Source organism: Actinomyces ruminis, from assembly GCF_002154335.2.
In the GTDB taxonomy this organism is placed as follows: domain Bacteria; phylum Actinomycetota; class Actinomycetes; order Actinomycetales; family Actinomycetaceae; genus Actinomyces; species Actinomyces ruminis.
Map to the genome: position 1 here is coordinate 1 of NZ_MTPX02000031.1, position 20,121 is coordinate 20,121.

Genomic DNA, 20,121 nt, shown 5'->3' on the forward strand with positions numbered 1-20,121 from the left:
AACTTATTGTGCTTCTGGAGCTCGAGGAGTCGTTCGTATAGTTCTTGTTCGGCGATGTGCCAGTGTATGGGGGTGTTGGTGCCGGTGGCGCGCACCGCCCCTACCTGCTTCCAGGCCTGCTCCTGCATGTCGGGGATGATGTGCTCGCCCCAGGCTTGTTCATGAGGTTGGCCAGGCCCTCGCCCTTGGCCTCGATGAGCACGCCGTCCTTGAAGCCGTCGAACTCCTTGCCGTTGACGAAGTAGGAGTCGTCCACGCGCACGCCGGTGACCTGTTCCTCATACGTCGCCGAGCGCCAGGAGGGACTGTTGTTCTTGCCCTTGCGCCAGGTACCGACACCGCCCTCACTGGACCCGCGCACGGGTTTGCGTACACCGGGGTAGTGCTTGCCGGCACGTGGATCGAACATACCGGGTTTAACCGCGCCGGTCTCATCGCTCAGGTACTTGCGCACGGCTCGGTTGCGTTCCTTGACGTAGCTGCGCCAGGCGGGCCGGTTGTTGCGCCACAGCCAGTACTCGTAGCGGGCCTCGCGGGCGGCCTGCCGGGAGGCCCAGTGGGCGCCACGGGCGGCCTGGCCGCCCATGCCGCTGACCGCACCGCCGCCCACAAAGGTCAGTCCCGCCAGTGCCAGGTCCAGGGCGATCTCCGCGGGCGTATGGGTGGACAGATAGCGGCGCACGGTGCCGGACGGGTCCCGCATCAGATCGGCGGCTCCGTGGGAGGCTGCGAACACAGTGGAAAGCCCCATGCCGACCTCAAAAGCCAGACCCAAGGTTCCGCCGGTCAATATCACGATAGCCCCGGCCAGTGCCAGCACCATGGCCTTCTGCCCCAGGCTGAGCCCCTCCCACCAGGTTCCCAAGGCATGAAGGATCCCCGCCAACCACCATGAGAACCCAGAACTGCTCAGCTGCTCCTGCAGCGCAGCGGCCAGCACCGGAGTAAGGGCCAGCAGGCCGACGGCCGCCGCCAGGGCGCCCGCCCCCGCCAGCCGCCAGCGCCACCAGCGCTGGGGCGGCGCGTCCAGAACGACCCGCACCGCCTCCTCCCGGCCAATGCGCAGCCTGGACGGCGCAACCGCCAGCAGCCCCGGCCGGCGGGTGCTAGTGGCCTCCAACAGCGTGCGGTACGCCCAGCGCCACTCGATCCCGGCGGTGGCCACCAGGTCAATCAGCACCACCCGCAGCGGTCGCCAGCGATCATAGGGCAGCGCTTGATGCGCCGCTCCCGCCACAGTCCCAACCGGCCCCCGCCGTCGCTGCCCTCAATCGACAGCGTGTAACCACCTTCCCACAGGGTGCGCACGTCCAGCAGCCATGCCACACTCAGCAGCGCCAGCAGCACCCAGCCGCGCCCGTGCCCACCCAGCGTCAGCGTCGAGGTAACGCCCACCGGCCACCACGGCGCCTGGTCCCCGGTCTGCGACCAGGCGCCGTACTGACTGGCATTGCGGCCGGAGTGATCCACCATCGCCACCCACAACGCCCACGGTGGCGCAAGCACACACGCGGCGCGCGCCACCACGCGCCTCCAGCCGGCCTTGCCTCCGCACCGGCGCCATATGGCGATCGCCACGCCCAGTGTTCCGGCCGCCAGACCGGTGAGAATCGCGTGCCCGGCGAAAACCAGATACTCCCCCGTCTGACCCGAGAACGGGCTTAGGGAGAACATGGACGCACCCAGGCACTCCAGATCGCCGACGCCCTGGTAGGAGCACGTCAACAAATCCAGTGCACCAAACAAGCCCGGCTGTGTCTCCAGGATGGCGACCCGCCGCGCCATCTCCTCAACCGCCTCAAACCCTGCACCACAGGCCACCCCCAGCACCAGCCAGTCGCTCGCCAGTAGCCGCCGCACCCGTCCCGGAGCCGCCAGCGCCAGTACCGCCAACGGCACTAGTTTCAGGACCTCCTCCACCAGCGGCGCCACCACGACCTGGGCCGCCGTGTATGAGACTCCCACTTGGGCGCGTTCCGAGATCCACGTGCTTATCGCGGCGATAACCCCTGCCCACGGCATCGCCGCCGCCAACACACCTGACACCAGCACCCAAGACACGGTCTTCGCCCGGGCCAGCGCGAACCAGCACAGCACCAGCCACAGGCAGCCCACCCAGGCGCCCAACGCCGCTCTAAACGTCGGCGACACGATCAGCCCCAGCAGTACCACCATGGCCGCCAGCAGGAACACACCGCCCGAACCCTCATCAGCCGCCCGAACCAGCGGGCGCCGCTTGCGCGATCGCGCAACACCTCCCACCACTCCGCACGACCTTCAGCGGACGAACCGGTCTGCCAAGCTCCGGCAGACTGCGCGGGGAAAACAGACATCAAGGGAACCTTTCAGCAGGGGAAGGGCTCGGGTCGACGGCAGTAAATCACAAATCGGAATCGGTCGCGCTTTACTCAGGGGCAAGCACGGAGACGAGAGCGATTCTCGGTGACCTCTCGTCGGCGGGATCGATGCGACCGCTCAGACCGGCACTAATGACGTGCCGAGACCGGCAGAAAACGGCACCCGGCTCCTCACCGTCGGCCGTCGTCGACCTGGCGCAGCACGCCGTCGCCGCGGCGCGGCACCAGCCCGGACTCCTGGGCGCTCGCGGCCGCCTCGCTCCAGCGCCAGCCGTTGAAGGCCACCGCCTCCGCCAGCGAGCGCGACCAGGCGACCGGCTCCTCGCCACGCTCCCGCCCCACCGCCAGGTAGTGGCGCAGCAGGCCCGCGCTGGCCAGGGCGTCGTCGAGGGCCGTGTGGTGCCGCCCGATCTGCACCCCGGCGGTCTCGCAGCAGGTCACCAGTCGCCGCGACGGCGTAGCCATGAAGTGCCGCGCCAACTCCATGGTGCACACGCGCGGCACCCGCGCCCCGCGGTCCAGATGGTTCAAGCCGCCCAGCGCCTGGGTGAGGAAGCCGACGTCGAAGCGGGCATTGTGGGCGACCACCGCCCGCCCCGCCAGATCCCGCACCAGCAGATCGGCGACGTCGGCCAGAGCGGGCGCCCCCGCCAGGTCCTCGGCCACCAGCCCGTGAATATGTGTAGGCCCCACATCGACTCCCGCGCCCGGGTTCACCAGGGTCGCCCAGGTCCGCTCCACGGCGCCGTCGGGATCGGCCAGCACCAGCCCGATCTCAATGATTGAGTCCGATGCCGGCGACAGGCCCGTGGTCTCCAGGTCGACGACGGCGTAGCCACCTGAGAAACATCCACAGCCTCGAGCGCATCCGTGACAGGGCGGGGCTGGAGGGTCTGGCGCAGCGGGCGACGCGTGCGGTGATAGAAGGGCATCGCCCCCATCGTAGGTGTTCGCCGCCGGGCCGTCCCCGTCCACTGTTCGGTCCCGACTCTCTCGGCCGGGACTGGGCCGACCGGGCTAGAGTCGAGTCATGACGACCACGCCTGCAAATGAGTCCGCCGCCGCTGCTACCGCGCCCACCGACGCCCTAACCACCCCGGCGACGACGCCCGTCACCAATCCCACCATCGCCGCCCAGCTGGCTCACCGCACCATCCGCGCCTACACCTCCGAGCCGGTGGGCGAGGACGTCGTGGAAACCCTGCTCGACGTCGCCCGCCACGCCGCCACCTCCTCATTCCAGCAGCAGGTCACCGTCATCCGGGTCAAGGACCCCGCCGTGCGTGAACAGCTCCACCTCGCCTCCGGTCAGCCCTACGTGGGCGGCGATGCCGGTGAACTGTTCGTGTTCGTGGTCGACCTGCACCGCAACGCCGTCATTCGTGAGCGCGCCGGTGCCTCCCTGGAGCCGCTGGAGCGCACCACCCTGTTCCTCCAGGGTGTCGAGGACGCCGTCATTGCCGCCCAGAACGTTGTCGTCGCCGCCGAGTCACTGGGGCTGGGAACCGTCTACCTCGGCTCCATCATCGGGGACGTGCGCCGCGTCATCACCGCCCTGGGCCTGCCCCAGCGCACCTACCCGTTGCTCGGCCTGCTCGTGGGCCACGCCGCCCAGGAACCCCAGTACAAGCCGCGCCTGCCCCGCGAGATCGTCACCGCGGTGGACACCTACCCCGACTTCGACGCCCACGCCGACGCTCTGGCCGCCTACGACGCCGAGGTCGAGCAGTACTACGACCTGCGCGACACCAATAACCGCGTCGACTCCTTCACCACCCAGATCGCCCGCGCACTGGGCGGCGGCCCGGCCTCGCAGGCCCCCGTCCTGGACGTCCTGCACGAGCAGCTCCTCTGCCTGCACTGAGGCGGCGACGGTGCTGACGGGATTCGGCTTTCCGGTCGCACTCATTGCCACCGAGCGGGTAGACGGCACCGGGGGAGCCTTCCCGGAGTTCCGGGTCCTCGCCCAGGTGGGCGACGTCCACGCGGTCTACCCGCTCGCCTCGCTGACCAAGCCGATCGTGGCCTGGAGCGCTTTGGCCGCCGTGGACCGCCACCTGCTGGACCTGGATGCGCCCGCCGCGCCCGAGCTGCCCGGCGCCACCATCCGCGACCTGCTCGCCCACGCCTCCGGCATCGCCTTCGACTCCGATGCCGTCCTGGCGCCGCCGCGCCACCGTCGCATCTACTCCAACCGTGGCTTCGAGCTCCTCGGCCGACGCCTGGAGGAGGCGACCGCGACCCCGCTCGAGGAGTGGGTTGAGACCAGCGTCCTCGAACCTCTCGGCATGGCGAGTGTCCGCATCCCCGGCTCGCCCGCCCACTCGGGGACGGGCAACGCCGCGGACCTGGCCGCCTTCGCCCGGGAACTGGCGGCCCCCACGCTGGTCTCGTCCGCTCTGGCCGAAGCCGCACGCCGCCCCGTCCACCCCGGCCTGCCGGGCGTGCTACCCGGATATGGGCGCCAGGACCCCAACGACTTCGGCCTGGGCCTGGAGATCCGCGGCGCCAAACAGCCGCACTGGACCGCGTCGACGGGCAGCCCCGAAACCTTCGGCCACTTCGGCCAGTCCGGATCGTTCATCTGGGTCGATCCGGTGGCCCGCCGCCAGGCGGTGTTCCTGGGGGAACGGCCCTTCGGAGCCGTCCACAGGAGGCTCTGGCCGGAGCTCAGCGCCCAGATACTCGCGCTCTGAACGTCCTGCTGCCTACGCCGTCAGCGGCTCGGGCGGCCCATCGGCTCAGTCGAGGTCCACGACGACCGGCACGTGGTCGCTGGGCCCCTTGCCCTTGCGCTCGTTCCGGTCGATGGCGGCGTCGCGCACCCGGGCGGCGAAGGCCGCCGAGCCGTAGACGAAGTCGATGCGCATGCCCTCATTGCGCGGGAAGCGCAGCTGCTGGTAGTCCCAGTAGGTGTAGTTGGTGACGCGCTCGCGGGTCACCTCCTGCAGGCCGGCCCCCTCCAGCGCTGCCAGTGCCGCCCGCTCCGGGGCGGACACGTGCGTGGCACCCTCGAAGACGCTCATGTCCCACACGTCCTCATCCCGCGGCGCCACGTTCCAATCGCCGACTAGCGCCAGCGACTGGCCCGGATCGGCCGCCAGCCAGTCGGCCACGGCGTCGCGCAGCGCCGCCAACCAATCCAGCTTGTACCGGTAGTGCGGGTGGGTCAGCTCCCGCCCGTTGGGCACGTACAGGCTCCACAGGCGCACCGGTTCGCCGTCGGCGCCCCCGACGGTGCCCCCCAGCGCCCGCGCCTCCACCACCGGCTCGGCCCCCGCCTTCGCCGCCCAGCCGGGCTGGCCGGGGAATGCGGTTGCGACATCGTCGAGCCCGACTCTGGAGGCAATAGCCACCCCGTTCCACTGGTTCAACCCGTGCACGGCCACCTCGTAGCCCGCCGCCTCGAAGGGCGCGCGCGGGAACTGGTCCGGGCGGCACTTGGTCTCCTGCATGGCCAGCACATCCACGTCCCGGCGCGCGAGGAAGTCGATGATCCGGTCGACGCGGGTGCGGGCAGAGTTCACGTTCCAGGTGGCCAGACGCATGCGTGCAGGCTACCGCGGCCGCTTGCCGACGACGACGAGGCCGGGCGATTAGGCTCGCCCGTATGGGAACCGCACTCATCACCGGCGCGACCAGCGGCATCGGCCTGGAGCTGGCCTGGCAGCTCGCCGAGGCCCACCACGACCTCGTCCTCGTCGCCCGCACCCGGACGCGGCTGGATCAGGTCGCCGCAGAAATCAGCCAGGTGGCGGGCGTCGGCGTGCAGGTGATCGCCGCGGACCTGTCGGTTCCCGACGACGTCGCCCGCGTCGCCGAACGTCTGCGCGTAGAGGCGTCCACGCCCGGATACGAGGCGGGGGCGACCCCTTCGGACGCCCCGCACACCGCCGAACAGGTGGCCGCCCGGCCCATCGACCTGCTCGTCAACGACGCCGGCTTCGCCGTGGGCCAGCCCTTCACCACCGGTGACATCGCCCAGGAGCGCCGCGCCCTGAACGTCATGGTGGGCGCCGTGATGGAACTGACCCACGCCGCGCTGCCGGGCATGATCGCCCGTGGGCACGGCGCCGTCCTGAACGTCTCCTCCGTGACCGCGCTGACCGCGATGGGCACCTATGCCGCACACAAGGCCTGGGTGCGCACCTTCACCGAGGGCCTGGCCAGCGAGCTGCGCGGCACCGGGGTGACGGCCACGGTAGTCAACCCCGGCCTGACCCGCTCGGAGTTCCACGACCGCGCCGGCATGGATGCCGCCTGGCCGGATATTGCCTGGTTGCGGGCCGAGGACGTCGCCCGGGCCGCGCTCGCGGCGGTGCGTCGCGGCCAGGTCATCTGTACCCCGTCGCTGCGCTACCTCGGCGTCAACGCACTGCTGCGGATCGCGCCCCGTGGGGTGGTGCGCCGCGTCGCCGGGCATGCCAGCGTGCGCACCCGTTACTGACGCTTAGTCCTGACTTTCCTGACGCTGTGTGATATCCTTCATAAAGTCAGGAAGCCCTGCGTCAGTCCGTGTCCCCAACGGACGGGGCGTGACATTCCCGGAGCGTGAGGGGGTGCCGCGTGGTACGTCTGTTCAAGGCGCTATGGCGCGGATACACGCGCCTGTTCACCGGGTGGACGCGGGTCGCGCTGGCGGCGCTGCTGGGCGTGCTCCTGGGAGTCGGCGGGTTCACCGTGTACTACTCGGGCGTGACCGGCTACCTCGGCGACGATCCGGCCACCTGCGCCAACTGCCACGCGATGGATGAGCAGTACGAGGCCTGGCAGCGGGGCAGCCACCACGACGTGGCCACCTGCAACTCCTGCCACGCCCCGCACGACAACATCGTCTACAAGTACATCAACAAGGCGGACAACGGCTTCTGGCACTCCTTGAAGTTCACCTTCCAGAACTACCCGGAGAACATTCAGATCCGCGAGCACAACCGCGAGATCACCGAGGCGGCCTGCCTGTACTGCCATGGCGACTTCGTCGACCAGGCCACCAACAGTTCCACCCACAAGGACGAGACGGTGTCGTGCATCCGCTGCCACGACGGCGTCGGGCATATGAGGTGATGCGACATGAGTACCGAAAGGGAAGATGCTGCTATGGAGGACCCCCAGGTGGATGCCCTGGAACCCGACGACGACGTCGTCGACCCCGACGCCGGGGATGCGGATGACGTCAAGCAGGCGGCCCGGTCGGGCCGCTCCCGCAAGTGGGTGCCCGCCCTGGTGCTGGTGACCGTGGCCGTGGCGGCAGGGGTCGTGACCTGGCTGCTGACCACCATCTTCGAGCACAAGCAGGAGTCGGCGGCCTCCTTCACCGAGGTGGTGGAGCTGACCGACACCTCCTACGACCCTGCCGTGTGGGGCCAGAACTTCCCCATCCAGTACGAGCAGTACCTCAAGACCGCTGAGGACACCGACGGCGACTTCATCGCCGTCACCCCCACCGCCGACGATCCGCGCGAGTACCACACCATCTCCCGGATCGAGTCGGAGACCCGCGCACAGCGGATGTGGCGCGGTTATGCCTTCGCCGTGGACTACACCGAGCCCCGCGGGCACGAATGGGCGCTGGCCGACCAGCGCTACACCGAGCGCACCGATGAACGCTTCAACCAGCCCGGCACCTGCCTTAACTGCCACGCCTCCATGCCCGAGGTCTACGACGAGTTGGGCGACGGCGATCGCGAGGCCGGTTTCCACGCCATGAACGCCATGAGCTACGACGAGGCCTACGAGCACGCCTCCTCCTCCATCGCCTGCATCGACTGCCACGACCCGCAGACCATGGAGCTGACCATCACCCGGCCCGCCTTCATCGACGGCATTCGCAAGGCCAAGGCGGCCGAGGGCATTGAGGACTATGACGTCAACCGCGACGCCACCAACCAGGAGATGCGCACCTACGTATGCGCCCAGTGCCACGTCGAGTACTACTTCGCCGGCGACTCCAAGACCCTGACCTTCCCGTGGGACAACGGCCTGACCGTGTACGACGCCATGGACTACTACGACGAGGTCGGCTGGACCGACTTCACCCACGAGGAGTCCGGCGCCGAGCTGCTCAAGGCGCAGCACCCCGACTTCGAGACCTGGTCGCAGGGCATCCACGCCGCCAACGGCGTCACCTGCGCCGACTGCCACATGGCCTACAGCCGGGTGGGTGCCGCCAAGGTCTCCAACCACCAGATCATGAGCCCGATGGCCAGCGACGAGACCATCAACGCCTCCTGCCTGACCTGCCACCACTCCACCACGGAGGAGATGCGTGATCGCGTCGAGGGCATCCAGACCCGTTGGCAGGACTCGCTGAACGTCTCCTTCACCGCCCTGGACGCGCTGATCACCGACATCTCCGAGGCGGATGCGGACGGCAGTGCCACCGCAGAGGATCTGGCTACGGCCCGCGACTACCAGCGCAAGGCACAGTTCGTGATCGACTACTCCTTCTCCGAGAACGGCCGCGGCTTCCACGCCCCCGCCTACTCGATCTCCATCCTCAACCAGGCCACCGACTGGGCCCGCTCCGGGCAGCTGGCACTGCGCGGCGTCGACGTCGAGAACGGGATCGGCCCGGCCATCCCCGAGCAGCACCTGCCGGACGCCGGCAACTGACGGGGCGCGGCAACGGTATGCGTGAAGCGCAGGAAAACGAGGAATCGCGAGCACAGGGCGTCGGTGGCCAGCCGGACCGGGAGGAGCTCGCCGCCTTTCTGGCCACCGCCCCGGAGGGACTGAAGGAGTGGGCGGACGCCCAGATTGCCCGGCTCGGGGCCGAGCAGACTGACACCGCCGCTGCCACCAACGAGCCCGAAGGTGGTGTGGGGAACGAGTCGGACGAGGAGGACGCGGCCGACGTCGAGGACCTGTTGGCTGATGACGACGCCGACGTCGTCCCCTCTGCGCCCTCCGCAAAGGCCGCGCCGCGGGGGCAGCGCACCCCCTCCGCGCTGGAGCGCCGCACCGGCGTGTCCCGGCTCAACCTGGTGCTGGTGGCGCTGCTCGCGGCCGCCGTAGTCATCATCGTCCAGCAGGCGGGCCGGGGCGACGTCACCGCTGATTCGGCACTGCCCTCGGGCCACCCGTCGGTCGCGGCCACGGCCGACGCGAGCGCCATCGCCGCCATGGACGAGGCCGAGCCGGTTGACACCGAGCGGGAGAAGGAGCTCAAGGTCCAGGCGGAGGCGGACCCCGCCGATGTCGAGGCCCGCCAGGAGTTGGGCGTCATGTACCTCAAGGCGGCCCTGTACCAGGACTCCATCACCTGGCTGCAGCAGATCCTCGACGTCGATCCCGACAACCTGGACGCGCTGCTGACCATCGGTGTGGCCGAGTATCAGTCCAACCTGTATGACGAGGCGGAGGCGCACTGGCTGCGCGCCTCCGAGATCGACCCGGATGTGGCCGAGCCCTGGTACAACCTCGGCTTCCTGTACATGGCCCGCACCCCGCCCGACGCCGACCGGGCCACCGAGTGCTGGGAGAAGGTGCTCCAACTCGCCCCCGACTCGGAGATGGCCGCGAACGTCCGCGGCCACGTGGGCACCATGGGCACCGCCACAGCGACGCCGAGCGCAGGGTGAGCGGATGGAACTAACCCTTCCGGTCGCCCTGCTGGCGGGCCTCGTCTCCTTCGCCTCACCCTGCTTCCTGCCGATTGTGCCCGCCTTCGTGGGACAGCTGGTGGGGGTTGACGCAGGCCGGGTGAGCCGTCGCACCGCCCTGGCCAACTCGGTGAGCTTCATGGTCGGCTTCTCCGCGGTGTTCATCGCACTGTGGGCCGCCCTCGGGCTGCTCGGGCGCTCACTGGGCCCCTACGTGGTCTACGCCCGCATGGCGGGCGGGGCGGTGCTGGTGCTGATGGGGCTGCACGTGGCGGGCATTCTGACGCTGCGGCCCTTCGACACCCTGGTGCGGGCATCCGGCCCCGCCGACGCCGCCGGCTCCCCGCTGCGCGCCGCCCTAATGGGAATCGCCTTCGGGGCCGGCTGGACCCCGTGCATCGGTCCGATCCTCGGCGGCATCCTCGCCCTGGCGACGGCCAGCCCGACGGCGTGGTCCGGCATCACCCTGATGGTTGCCTACTGCCTGGGACTGGGCATGCCGATCATCGCGGTCGCCCTGGGCTCGGCGCAGGTGACCCGGAGGTTCAACTGGTTCCGCCGCCACCACGTGGGCGTGTCCCTGGTCAGTGGGGGCGTGCTCGTCGTCATCGGGCTGCTTATGATCGCCGGACTGCTGGGAAGACTGTCCGCCCTGATCCCCGCCCTGGGGCTTTAAGGAGGCATCTAAAGGTGAAACAGACCGACACCGGCACTGCGCGCGCCGAGACCGCCGAGTCGACCGGGCGGGCGAAGCCGTCGGACACGACACCGACGGGAATGGGTGCTGCATCCCGCGGCTCCACGGCCGTGGACGGCCTTGACGATCAGGCCGCGCTGTCCCCGGGGCAGGTGGCCAAGCAGATCTATGCCTTCTTCTACAACAAGACCGTGGGACTGGTGCTGATTCTGCTGGCCGGACTGCTGGGCCTGATGGGGGCGATCCTTCCGCAGATGCCCGCCTCCACCGCAGGCGACGCCCAAGCCACCGAGCAGTGGCTGGAGCAGGTGCGGCCGGCCTTCGGCGGCTGGACCGGCATCCTGCACACGCTCGGGGCGTTCAACATGTTCACCTCGGTGCCGTTCCTGGTGGTGATGGGGCTGCTGGCGGCCTCCATCCTCGCCTGCACGGCACACCGGCTCCCGGTGATCTGGCGGGCCTCCCGCCACCCGCGCACCCGGGTGACCGCCCGCTTCTTCGAGCGGGCCCGGCTGCGCTCCCACTTCACCGCGCCGGTCAGCACCGAGAAGGCCTTCGAGACCGTGTGTGTCGACGCCCGCAGGCACCACCTGCGCGTAATCGTCGACGAGCGCGGCCCTGGCCACAACGCCTACCTGGACCGCAACCACTGGGCTCCGTTCGGCACGGTCCTGGCCCACCTGGCCTTCGTGGTGGTTATGGCCGGGTTCGTGGTCTCCTCCTGACGGGCTTCCGCGACCAGCAGTTCACCCTGACCGTCGGCTTCCCCAAGGATGTCGGCCACGGCACCGCCCTGACGGCCCAGGCCAACAGCTTCCAGGACACCTACTACGAGGACGGCTCCCCCAAGGACTACGTTGCCGACCTGACCCTGCTGGATGCCGGCGAGCAGGTCGCCTCCCAGCAGGTGCGGGTCAACACCCCGCTGAGCTACCACGGCATCATGTTCCACCAGTCCTATTTCGGGGTCTCCGCCGTCATGCGCGTGGCCGACGCCTCGGGGACGGAGATCCTCCACGACGGCGTCGCCTTGGAGTGGACCACCTCGGACAAGATCTTCAACTACGGCCACACCACCCTGCCCGACGGCACTGTCCTGTACGTGGTGGAGGCGGCCTCCGGGCAGGTCGGCACCGGCATCGAGCCCGGCCAGGTGCGTGTCGAGCTGTACGCGGGCGAGGCCACCACCCCCAGCGCCGAGGCCATCCTGGACCAGGGTGAGCCGAGCGTGGTGGGCGACTACACCCTCGCCTTCGAGCGGGAGCAGCAGTTCACCGGGATGATTGTGCGCCGCGACCCGGGCGCACCGGTCGTGTGGGTCGGCTTCGGCCTGCTGGCGATCGGCGTGTGCATGACCATGTTCTTCCCGCACCGGCGCATCTGGGTGCGCGTGACCGATGCCGACGACGGCGCCCTGGTGCAGCTGGCCTCCCCCGACCGCCGCGACTTCGGATTCAGCGCCTTCTTCACCGACATGGCCGTCCGCCTGAGTGGACGAATGACACAGCACGCGGAAAGGAACGACGTCGATGCTTGAGTACTCCCAGGCTCTACTGCTGATCACCACCGGCCTGGTGGTGGTCTCCACCATCGCCTATCTGGGCGCCTTCTTCGCGGCCCGCATGTCCCGGGCCGCTGCACCGGCGTCGACCGGGGCCGCGGGCAGCACCGTTATCGTCGACACCGGCGACGGCGAGCGCACCGTGGAGGTGACCGGCGGCGTCCAGCGGGCCCCGATCAAGCGCTTCACCGTCACCTGGTGGGCCGCCAAGTCCACCCAGCTGGCGCTGCTGCTGCTGACCGGCTCGCTGATCGCCCGCACCATTGCCACCGGGCACGCGCCCTTCTCCAACCACTACGAGTTCGCCATCTGCTTCGCCTGGGGCATGATGCTGGCGCAGGTGGTCTTCGAGTGGCGCTACCGGGTGCGCACCGTGTCGATCATCGTGCTGCCGGTGATCCTGGCGATGCTCATCTACGCCTCCACGCTGTCATACCAGCCCAGCCCGCTGATGCCGGCGCTGCAGAACTCTCCGCTGCTGACCCTGCATGTGTTCACCGCGTCCCTGGGCTACGGGGCGGCGGTGGTCTCCTTCGCCGCCGCGGTCATGTACCTGCTCGCCCCACACGTGCGCTGGCGGGGCTGGCCCCGGCAGGAGGTGCTCGACGACCTGGCCTACCGGGCCACCGTGGTTACCTTCCCCATGCTGACCCTGATGCTGATCCTGGGGGCGCTGTGGGGCAACGTCGCCTGGGGGCGCTACTGGGGCTGGGACCCCAAGGAGACGGCGGCCCTGGTCACCTGGCTGATCTACGGCGCCTACCTGCATGCCCGGGTGACACGCGGCTGGCGGGGCAATCGCGCCGCCTGGCTGCTGATCCTGGCTTCGCCGCCGTCCTGTTCACCTACCTGGGCAACCTGTTCTTCGGAGGACTGCACTCCTATGCGTGACGATCTGCCGGAGGAGAACTCCACTGACGTAGACGACCGGCTCGACGCCGTGCCGCCCACACCCCGGGACGAGGACCCCGACGAGCCCGCCTGGCGCGCCGGCATCCGCGGTTCCCGCTTCGGGCAGGTTGCCGTGGTGCTAGTAGCCGCCTTCGCCATCGCCATTGCGGCCTGGTGGGCGGTGGGACCGGACGACACCGGGCCGGCCCAGGCCGAGACCGCCGTGGTCACCGAGGTGGACGTCGCGGGGGCGAGCACTGCCCCGGTGGCGGGGCAGACGGCCCCGGCCTTCACCGCCACCGGCATCGACTCCGCGGAGGTGTCGCTGGATCCGACGGCGTCGGAGGGGCGGCCGGTGTGGCTGATGTTCGTGGCCACCTGGTGCACCGGCTGCCGCACGGAGATGCCGGATGTGCAGGCGGCGGCCGCCGCCTACGGGGACGACGTCGAGGTGATCGTGGTCTACGTGGGGGAGGATGCCGCCGCGGTGAGCGCCTACTCCGAACGCGTCGGCAACGAGTTCACTCAGGTGCCCGACCGCAGCCAGACGATCTCCGCCGCCTACGGGATCATGGGCGTGCCCTCGCACTTCTTCATCGGCGCCGACGGCGTGGTGCAGCAGGTCCACGTCGGCCTGCTCACCCCCGAGCAGATGGACGAGTCGCTGCAGGCCCTCACCGGCAACTGACCCCGCAGCCCCGCTCAGTCCCTCGCCGAGACCGGTGGGAATCACGTGGCGCTTTCGGTTTGCGGCTGTGGTGGGCCGATCCCGGGTGTAGGCCGCAGTGGAATGTCCAGATTCGGCACGAACGGTGCGAGCCGTGTCAGCGGCCGCAAACAAAACGTTGAAATCATGCGGATGCCGCATCGGACTGCATTCGCTTCGACGGCGTTAATGCCGAATATGGACATTTTCGGCCTCCGCCCGGCACCACGCAGTGCGCAGCCGCGAATCCTCCACAACCGTCGGCACTCCACCATCCGCACACCCCATGCCCTCCTCGCCATCACACCCTCAAGCGCCAGGAGCCGAACCCGCGCACGGGTGGGCCCGGCGCGAGCACGCGCCGCATGCTCATTCGCGGCGCGTTTCTAGCGATTTGGTGTAATTACGCGGAAAACACGTCAACTGATGAACGGTGTAGTTGGCTCCCATGTGCGGCGACCCCCGCGGCGCACATGGGAGCCGGCCAACCTCCGCGTGCCCAAAACCAAGAACCTTGAAATACCAGGCAAAACCCGCTGACCGGTCAGAGCCGCAAGGTGATTGAGCGTGCGCCACCCCCGGGAGCACTCACCCGACCAGGACCTAACCACCCCTGACTGGCACCACCGTCGACCCATACACGCCCAGCCGAGCCCACCACACCCCAAACCGGAAGAGCCGGTTTGAGGTTGTGATGGTGGCCGGGGTGCTGCGAGGGGAGCGGCAGTACGCGTGCGTAAGGGTGTCGGGTCGGCTCGCCACGCCGGAGTTGACTGCTTGGGTCTCCCGGCTCGCTGGTGAGGACATCTGCAACGCTACTTCGAGGTTAACAACGCCGGTTAACGGTCTGTTGAAGCTTGTGGGGCATACAGCAGACCGTTAACCGGCGTTGCTGACGCACAACCGGCGTAGTAAACGCCCCGGCCCACCCCGGACTGAATCGTCCAGCAGCCACCGCCGGGTTAGCCTTGGTGGCGTGAGTACCGACGTGATCGCCAACGACTCCCACCGCGCCCGCCTGGCCGAACTCATCCGCGAACTCGCCGTCGTCCGCGGAAAGGTGACCCTCGCCTCCGGGCTGGAATCCGACTTCTACGTGGACATGCGCCGCGCCACCCTGCACCACGAGGCCGCCCCCCTCATCGGCCACGTCATGCTCGACATGCTGGAGGAGGCCGGCCTGGGTACCGAGGACGTCGACGCCGTCGGCGGGCTCACCATGGGCGCCGACCCCGTCGCCACCGCCATGCTGCACGCGGCCGCCTCCCGCGGTCTCGACCTGGACGCCTTCGTGGTGCGCAAGGCCGCCAAGGATCACGGTATGAAGCGCCGCATTGAGGGGCCCGACGTCGCCGGCCGCAACGTCGTCGTCCTGGAGGACACCTCCACCACCGGCGGCTCCCCGCTGGAGGCCGTCGCCGCGCTGCGCGAGGCGGGCGCCAACGTGCTCGCCGTCGCCGTGATCGTGGACCGCGCCACCGGGGCACGCGAGCGGATCGAGCCGCCGGCCTGCCCTACTACGCCGCTCTCGGACTTGCGGACCTGGGACTTGACTGACGTCGCCGACCGCATGGGCCAGGCGTCACGTTACCGGCTGTCCGCGCATCAGCGGGCCAGCAGACATCCATCAGCTACGAATCGGCGACGGTCAGGCGCTTTTCGCCGTCCTCGACTGCGGTTCGGTGCGTTGCGGCTTGGGCTGCATGCGAATGTTGCGGCGGCCGGTACGTACGGTCACCAGACGGAACCGAGTTCCGTCGCTAGTGACCGGGACGGCGACAACACGCTCTTCCTGTGCGGGCTGGTTCGGTGACTGCGGTAGAGGCTGCATCATCATCGTCATGTCTGCTCCTTAAGAGACTAAATCAGGATACATGACTCGGGGCGTCTAGGCGAGGGGCCCTACCTGGCCTTCAAGAACATCGGCTACGTCCTTGATGAGCTTATCAAGGTAATCGTGCAGGGCGTGGTCATCGACTATGGCATCCGCGAGATCCTGGGCGTTTTTCGGACCGGCGTCAGCATCATCTGCGAGTTGGACTGCGATCGTGACGGATCCGCATACGGTTGGTGGTTTGTCCGGCTGGGAGATTGTCACGCGCTGTCCAAGAATTGCGTCCCAATGCTCTATGTCTTTCGTCTCCACTTGCTGTGTTTCAGAATGAAGCGCCTGTGCTGCTACCCACATACTGCCTGGTCGGGTGCCTATCGTCTTGACGACCTCCGGAATCAGGAAGACGTGTCCTTGCTTGCCGATCCTGTGCAGTTGATGGGAGCCGTCGGCAAGCCATACCGAGACGTCTGACCGTGCAAGCCGGTCGTCCTCCAGGTTTAGCGTGGCGCATCTGGCGAGCGCTCGGGATGTAGTCTCGAGACGGTTGCCGCTGACAATGCTGTTGAAGATGTGAGAAACGCGTTCTTGGGGTGACTGGTGGCCGCTGCGGGAGGTGGAGCCGGCACCATAGCGATACAGGTGTTCCTCGATTAGCGTCGTTGCGTCAGAAAAGTGTTCCGTGATAAGCACCGTGATGCCGAGTTGTTCCCACTGCTGTTCAAGAAGTCGGCGGTATTCCGCGAAATCGGCGTCCCCCAGATCTCGTAGCCGTCCTAGGCTCTCCTTCGCGATCACCAGGTAGCCCAGAGGTACGCTCTCGGTGGGAGATGTTGAGTCGTCACTGCTGTGTGAGTTGGATGCGGAGTCTCGTATCGCTTCGAACCATGCCTGTAGATCGTGGTCCGTCAGTGAGTGTCCGACTATGAACAGGCTGAATCCAGATGCTCTGATCGCCTTCAGTAATTCGAGTTGCCAACTGCTCCTGTCGCGCAGTACTTTATTGTAGTCGGACTGGGTTACTATGGGGTTGGCGGACGTGAATCCTGTGAGAGTTCCGCCCTCCTGTGACATTGTGTCATCAACATAACCGTGCAGGTGAAATACCGTAGGGCGATAACTGTCGTCTCTACTATCGTAGTTGATGAAAGATTCGCCCAGTTGGAAATCGTCTCGAACAAAAACCTCTGATCTGTTAAAGTCTGATGCGGCTCCTTCGTGTAGCAGATCGAAATTGGTAGTCAGGATCGGAAGCCCGTGAGTGGTCGCGTGCCTAGCGAGAATGTGATGCAGGGTGGTTGGAGGTGCGATGGCGTCATCGGGGGTGTTGGCGGGATGCAGCGCGCGGGCTACTAGCAGTAACCAGGCGTCGTCCGGGTTTTGTCCGCGTCTACGTGAGTCGTCGTAGCATGCCGCGCGGGCGCCTTCCGCGATGACTTGTCTGTTGCCGACAGCGGCGAGGTATCCGCGCGCGGAGTCTCGATCCGGCAGTGCGCCCGAGCCCACCAGCAGGTTGATTACGAACTCGTCCCAAGTGGGGTAGCCCGCCTCGTAGGAGACTCCCGAACCGGTGAGAAAGATCAGTTTGTCTGGAGGTGTGACGATGCGATCGATCAGCTCCCGGGTGATGTCGGGGAAGGCCATGGGACTCCTTGGATGACGTCGTCATGTTAAGGCCGTGTCAGTAGGACGGTTATTAAGCTACCGCGGGTGCGATCGTTGAGGTGGTCGTATGTGGTGTACTGGCAGGGGGCAGATAATGTCGGGTTACCGAGGTGAACGGTGTGTAGGTGACGCCGGTGGCGCGGGCATCCCAGACGTCATCGACGCCGCCGACCGCCCGGAGTCGCCCGGGCCAGACGCGCGGCCGGAGGTGGAGCGCGTGCCGCGTGAGGTCGGCGTCGGCCCCTGGCCCGGGGGACCGGACGCCTGGCCCGACGACCCCCGCTACGACCCGGTACTGCTGGCCGACGGCGACCGCCGCAACGTCGTCGACCGCTACCGCTACTGGACCGTGGAGGCCATCCGCGCCGATCTGGCCGGCCGCGCCCATGCGCTGCACGTGGCCGTGGAGAACCTCTCCCAGGACCTCAACATCGGCTCGATTGTGCGCACCGCCAACGCCTTCAACGTCGCCGCCGTGCACATCATCGGGCGCCACCGCTGGAACAAGCGCGGCGCCATGGTCACCAACCGCTACCTGGACGTGCGCCACCATCCCGAGCCGGACGCGCTGCTGGCCTGGGCCGCCGATGCCGGCTACGAGGTCATCGGGATCGACAACGGCCCGCGGGCGGGCCTGCTGGAGGAGGCCGTGCTGCCGGAGCGTTGCCTGATGGTGTTCGGCAGCGAGGGGGAGGGCATCAGCCCCGCGCTGCTGGAGCGCTGCTCACGGGTGCTGCGGATCGGCCAGTACGGCTCCACCCGCTCCATCAATGTGGCCGCGGCGGCCGCCGTCGCCATGCACACCTGGGTGCTGCAGCACGCCGGACCCGCACCAGACTGAGTCGGGCACGGGCCCGGGAGGGACGACGGCGCCGACCGGTTCCGTACCGCCAGCGCGGGCGCGTCGTATCAGCTCTACTCGGCCTCGATGACCGGGTGGTCGGCGGGTGCGTGGGTGACCTCGATCTTGCGCGGCTTGGCCTCCTCGGCCACCGGGATCGTCAGCGTGAGCACGCCATCGGTGTACTGGGCGGAGATGCGGTCCAGTGCCAGCCCGTGACCCAGCGTCAGCTGGCGGGCGAAGGTGCCGGTCGGGCGCTCATGGGCGAGCCACTGCACACCCTCGGCCTCGTGCGCCGGGCGCTCGGCGCGCACAGTCAGGGTGCGGTCCTCGACGTCGACGTCGATCGTCGCCGGGTCCACGCCGGGCAGGTCGATGCGGGCCACGAAGGTCTCGCCCTCGCGGTACAGGTCCAGCGGCATGCCCACGGACGCGGGTGTGCGCACCAGTCCGCCAGTCAGCCAGCGGTCCAGATCGCGGAACGGGTCGAAGGATGTTGTTGCCATGTCAACCACCTCCAGTGGTTACGGCCTCGGTGGTTCCGAGAGTCGAACGGTGGCGGCGTCCTTGCTCGCCGACCGCCGGTGGCTCAATTGTGGACCTCCTGACGCCGAAGTGATCCGAGTCATCGCCAACGGTGAAACCGGCGGGTAGCGGGACGGTGCGACCAAACAGAACCATGATCCGGTTCACGCGCACGCGAATCCGTGACAGAATCAGCACCGCACCACTGACAATTCACTTTCATCAGGAGGCACCCAGTGGCCATTGCAACCCCGGAGTCCTATGCCGACATGCTTGACCGTGCCAAGGCCGGCAAGTACGCCATCCCCGCGATCAACGTCACTTCCTCGCAGACCCTGTCTGCAGCGCTCAAGGGTTTCGCCGACGCCGAGTCCGACGGAATCGTCCAGATCTCCAACGGCGGCGCCGCTACTGGTCCGGCTCCTCCCGCCTCGACCGGGTGAAGGCTCCATCGCCTTCGCGGCCTACGCCCGCGCCGTTGGTGACCTCTACCCGGTGACGATCGGTCTGCACACCGACCACTGCCCCAAGAAGATGCTTGAGCCGTGGATCCTCCCGCTGCTCGAGATCGAGGCCGAGCAGGTCAAGCGCGGCGAGCTGCCGATGTTCAACTCCCACATGTGGGACGCTCGGCCGAGTCCCTGGATGACAACATCGACATCGCCGTGGACATGCTGGCCCGCGCCAAGGCCGCCAACACCGTCCTGGAGATCGAGATCGGCGCCGTCGGCGGCGAGGAGGACGGCATCACCGGTGCCGAGAACGCCAACCTGTACACCACGGCCGACGACGCGTTCCGCGCCATCGAGGCCCTCGGCCTGGGCGAGAACGGCCGCTACATCACCGCCCTGACCTTCGGCAACGTGCACGGCTCCTACAAGCCCGGCCACGTCAAGCTGCGCCCGGAGATCCTCGGCGACATCCAGAAGGACGTCGCCGCCCGCCTGGGCGACCGCCTGTCCACCAAGGTCGGCGTGAAGGACTCTCCGTTCGACCTGGTCATGCACGGCGGCTCCGGCTCCACCGACGAGGAGATCGCGACCGCGGTGCGCAACGGCGTCATCAAGATGAACGTCGACACCGACACCCAGTACGCCTTCACCCGTCCGGTTGTGGACCACATGTTCAAGAACTACGACGGCGTGCTCAAGATCGACGGCGAGGTCGGCAACAAGAAGACCTACGACCCGCGCGCCTGGGGCAAGGCCGCCGAGGAGGGCATGGCCGCCCGCGTGGTTGAGGCCTGCGAGCGCCTCGGCTCCGTCGGCTCCGCCAAGCGCTGATCGGCCCGACGACGACGGCGCGCCCAGGCGGCGTGCCTCGTCTCCGGGAAGCGTGAGCATCGGCTGCGGCCCCGGCACCCGTGCGGTGCCGGGGCCGCAGCCGCGTTTGGTGGGGACCGTTCCGCTCGGTCTGGTGTCGCGGCGGCACGGTGTCTGTTCCCAT

17 protein-coding genes and 2 pseudogenes are annotated in these 20,121 nt (G+C 68.2%); 13 read left to right on the forward strand and 6 right to left on the reverse strand.

Going from position 1 to position 20,121, the window contains the following annotated elements; translation table 11 throughout:
* Positions 1 to 100: 100 nt before the first annotated feature.
* The 3 genes from BW737_RS04575 to BW737_RS04585 form a co-directional block, all read right to left on the reverse strand.
* Positions 101 to 1,183: a hypothetical protein gene (locus BW737_RS04575; RefSeq protein WP_086614977.1), complete on the reverse strand. Its 1,083-nt coding sequence runs from the start codon at positions 1,181 to 1,183 to the stop codon at positions 101 to 103.
* Positions 1,174 to 2,193 carry a PrsW family glutamic-type intramembrane protease gene (locus BW737_RS04580; RefSeq protein ID WP_086614976.1) on the reverse strand — a complete coding sequence of 340 codons (1,020 nt, stop codon included), beginning with the start codon at positions 2,191 to 2,193 and terminating at the stop codon, positions 1,174 to 1,176. Before BW737_RS04580 ends, BW737_RS04575 begins: the two co-directional genes overlap by 10 nt.
* Positions 2,194 to 2,528: 335 nt before the next feature.
* Positions 2,529 to 3,332 (reverse strand): 3'-5' exonuclease, encoded by an 804-nt coding sequence (locus tag BW737_RS04585; RefSeq protein WP_086614975.1) that lies wholly within the window; start codon positions 3,330 to 3,332, stop codon positions 2,529 to 2,531.
* Positions 3,333 to 3,387: 55 nt separating this feature from the next.
* Here BW737_RS04585 and BW737_RS04590 point away from each other — a divergent pair, with 55 nt between their 5' ends.
* Both BW737_RS04590 and BW737_RS04595 read left to right on the forward strand, forming a co-directional pair.
* Positions 3,388 to 4,221, forward strand: coding sequence for an NADPH-dependent oxidoreductase (locus tag BW737_RS04590; protein WP_086614974.1), 834 nt, complete (start codon positions 3,388 to 3,390; stop codon positions 4,219 to 4,221).
* Between the two features lie 10 nt (positions 4,222 to 4,231).
* Positions 4,232 to 5,053, forward strand: coding sequence for a serine hydrolase domain-containing protein (locus BW737_RS04595; protein ID WP_420835703.1), 822 nt, complete (start codon positions 4,232 to 4,234; stop codon positions 5,051 to 5,053).
* 45 nt (positions 5,054 to 5,098) lie between these two features.
* Here the strand turns inward: BW737_RS04595 and BW737_RS04600 are convergent, their stop codons facing one another.
* Positions 5,099 to 5,905, reverse strand: coding sequence for an exodeoxyribonuclease III (locus BW737_RS04600; RefSeq protein WP_086614973.1), 807 nt, complete (start codon positions 5,903 to 5,905; stop codon positions 5,099 to 5,101).
* Between the two features lie 62 nt (positions 5,906 to 5,967).
* Here BW737_RS04600 and BW737_RS04605 point away from each other — a divergent pair, with 62 nt between their 5' ends.
* From BW737_RS04605 to pyrE, 9 genes and pseudogenes are all read left to right on the forward strand, one after another.
* Positions 5,968 to 6,804 carry an SDR family NAD(P)-dependent oxidoreductase gene (locus BW737_RS04605; protein ID WP_086614972.1) on the forward strand — a complete coding sequence of 279 codons (837 nt, stop codon included), beginning with the start codon at positions 5,968 to 5,970 and terminating at the stop codon, positions 6,802 to 6,804.
* A 119-nt stretch (positions 6,805 to 6,923) separates the two neighbouring features.
* On the forward strand, positions 6,924 to 7,421 hold the full coding sequence (gene nrfH, locus BW737_RS04610) for a cytochrome c nitrite reductase small subunit (protein ID WP_086614971.1): 498 nt from the start codon (positions 6,924 to 6,926) through the stop codon (positions 7,419 to 7,421).
* A 6-nt stretch (positions 7,422 to 7,427) separates the two neighbouring features.
* Positions 7,428 to 8,969 carry an ammonia-forming cytochrome c nitrite reductase subunit c552 gene (locus BW737_RS04615; protein ID WP_218961778.1) on the forward strand — a complete coding sequence of 514 codons (1,542 nt, stop codon included), beginning with the start codon at positions 7,428 to 7,430 and terminating at the stop codon, positions 8,967 to 8,969.
* Positions 8,970 to 8,986: 17 nt separating this feature from the next.
* On the forward strand, positions 8,987 to 9,937 hold the full coding sequence (locus BW737_RS04620) for a tetratricopeptide repeat protein (RefSeq protein ID WP_086614969.1): 951 nt from the start codon (positions 8,987 to 8,989) through the stop codon (positions 9,935 to 9,937).
* Positions 9,938 to 9,941: 4 nt separating this feature from the next.
* Positions 9,942 to 10,634, forward strand: a complete 693-nt coding sequence (locus BW737_RS04625; RefSeq protein ID WP_086614968.1) for a cytochrome c biogenesis CcdA family protein — start codon at positions 9,942 to 9,944, stop codon at positions 10,632 to 10,634.
* A 14-nt stretch (positions 10,635 to 10,648) separates the two neighbouring features.
* Positions 10,649 to 11,380: a cytochrome c biogenesis protein ResB gene (locus tag BW737_RS17735; RefSeq protein WP_257210478.1), complete on the forward strand. Its 732-nt coding sequence runs from the start codon at positions 10,649 to 10,651 to the stop codon at positions 11,378 to 11,380.
* A 68-nt stretch (positions 11,381 to 11,448) separates the two neighbouring features.
* A complete protein-coding gene (locus tag BW737_RS17740; RefSeq protein WP_257210487.1) occupies positions 11,449 to 12,192 on the forward strand; it encodes a cytochrome c biogenesis protein ResB in 744 nt (247 codons plus the stop codon).
* On the forward strand, positions 12,185 to 13,795 hold the full coding sequence (ccsA, locus tag BW737_RS17745; RefSeq protein ID WP_257210479.1) for a cytochrome c biogenesis protein CcsA: 1,611 nt from the start codon (positions 12,185 to 12,187) through the stop codon (positions 13,793 to 13,795). Before BW737_RS17740 ends, ccsA begins: the two co-directional genes overlap by 8 nt.
* Before the next feature lie 1,006 nt (positions 13,796 to 14,801).
* Positions 14,802 to 15,370, forward strand: a pseudogene (gene pyrE / locus BW737_RS04645) (orotate phosphoribosyltransferase).
* Positions 15,371 to 15,701: 331 nt separating this feature from the next.
* On the opposite strand, the gene BW737_RS04655 reads toward pyrE, so the two are convergent.
* Entirely contained in the window at positions 15,702 to 17,288 is a 1,587-nt protein-coding gene (locus BW737_RS04655; RefSeq protein WP_086614965.1) for an SIR2 family protein, read from the reverse strand.
* Between the two features lie 115 nt (positions 17,289 to 17,403).
* On the opposite strand from BW737_RS04655, the gene BW737_RS04660 reads away from it, so the two are divergent.
* Positions 17,404 to 18,150: a TrmH family RNA methyltransferase gene (locus BW737_RS04660; RefSeq protein ID WP_086614964.1), complete on the forward strand. Its 747-nt coding sequence runs from the start codon at positions 17,404 to 17,406 to the stop codon at positions 18,148 to 18,150.
* A 74-nt stretch (positions 18,151 to 18,224) separates the two neighbouring features.
* Here the strand turns inward: BW737_RS04660 and BW737_RS04665 are convergent, their stop codons facing one another.
* Entirely contained in the window at positions 18,225 to 18,656 is a 432-nt protein-coding gene (locus BW737_RS04665; protein WP_086614963.1) for an Hsp20/alpha crystallin family protein, read from the reverse strand.
* Between the two features lie 255 nt (positions 18,657 to 18,911).
* Here BW737_RS04665 and fbaA point away from each other — a divergent pair.
* Positions 18,912 to 19,958, forward strand: a pseudogene (gene fbaA / locus BW737_RS04670) (class II fructose-bisphosphate aldolase).
* Positions 19,959 to 20,121: the final 163 nt, after the last annotated feature.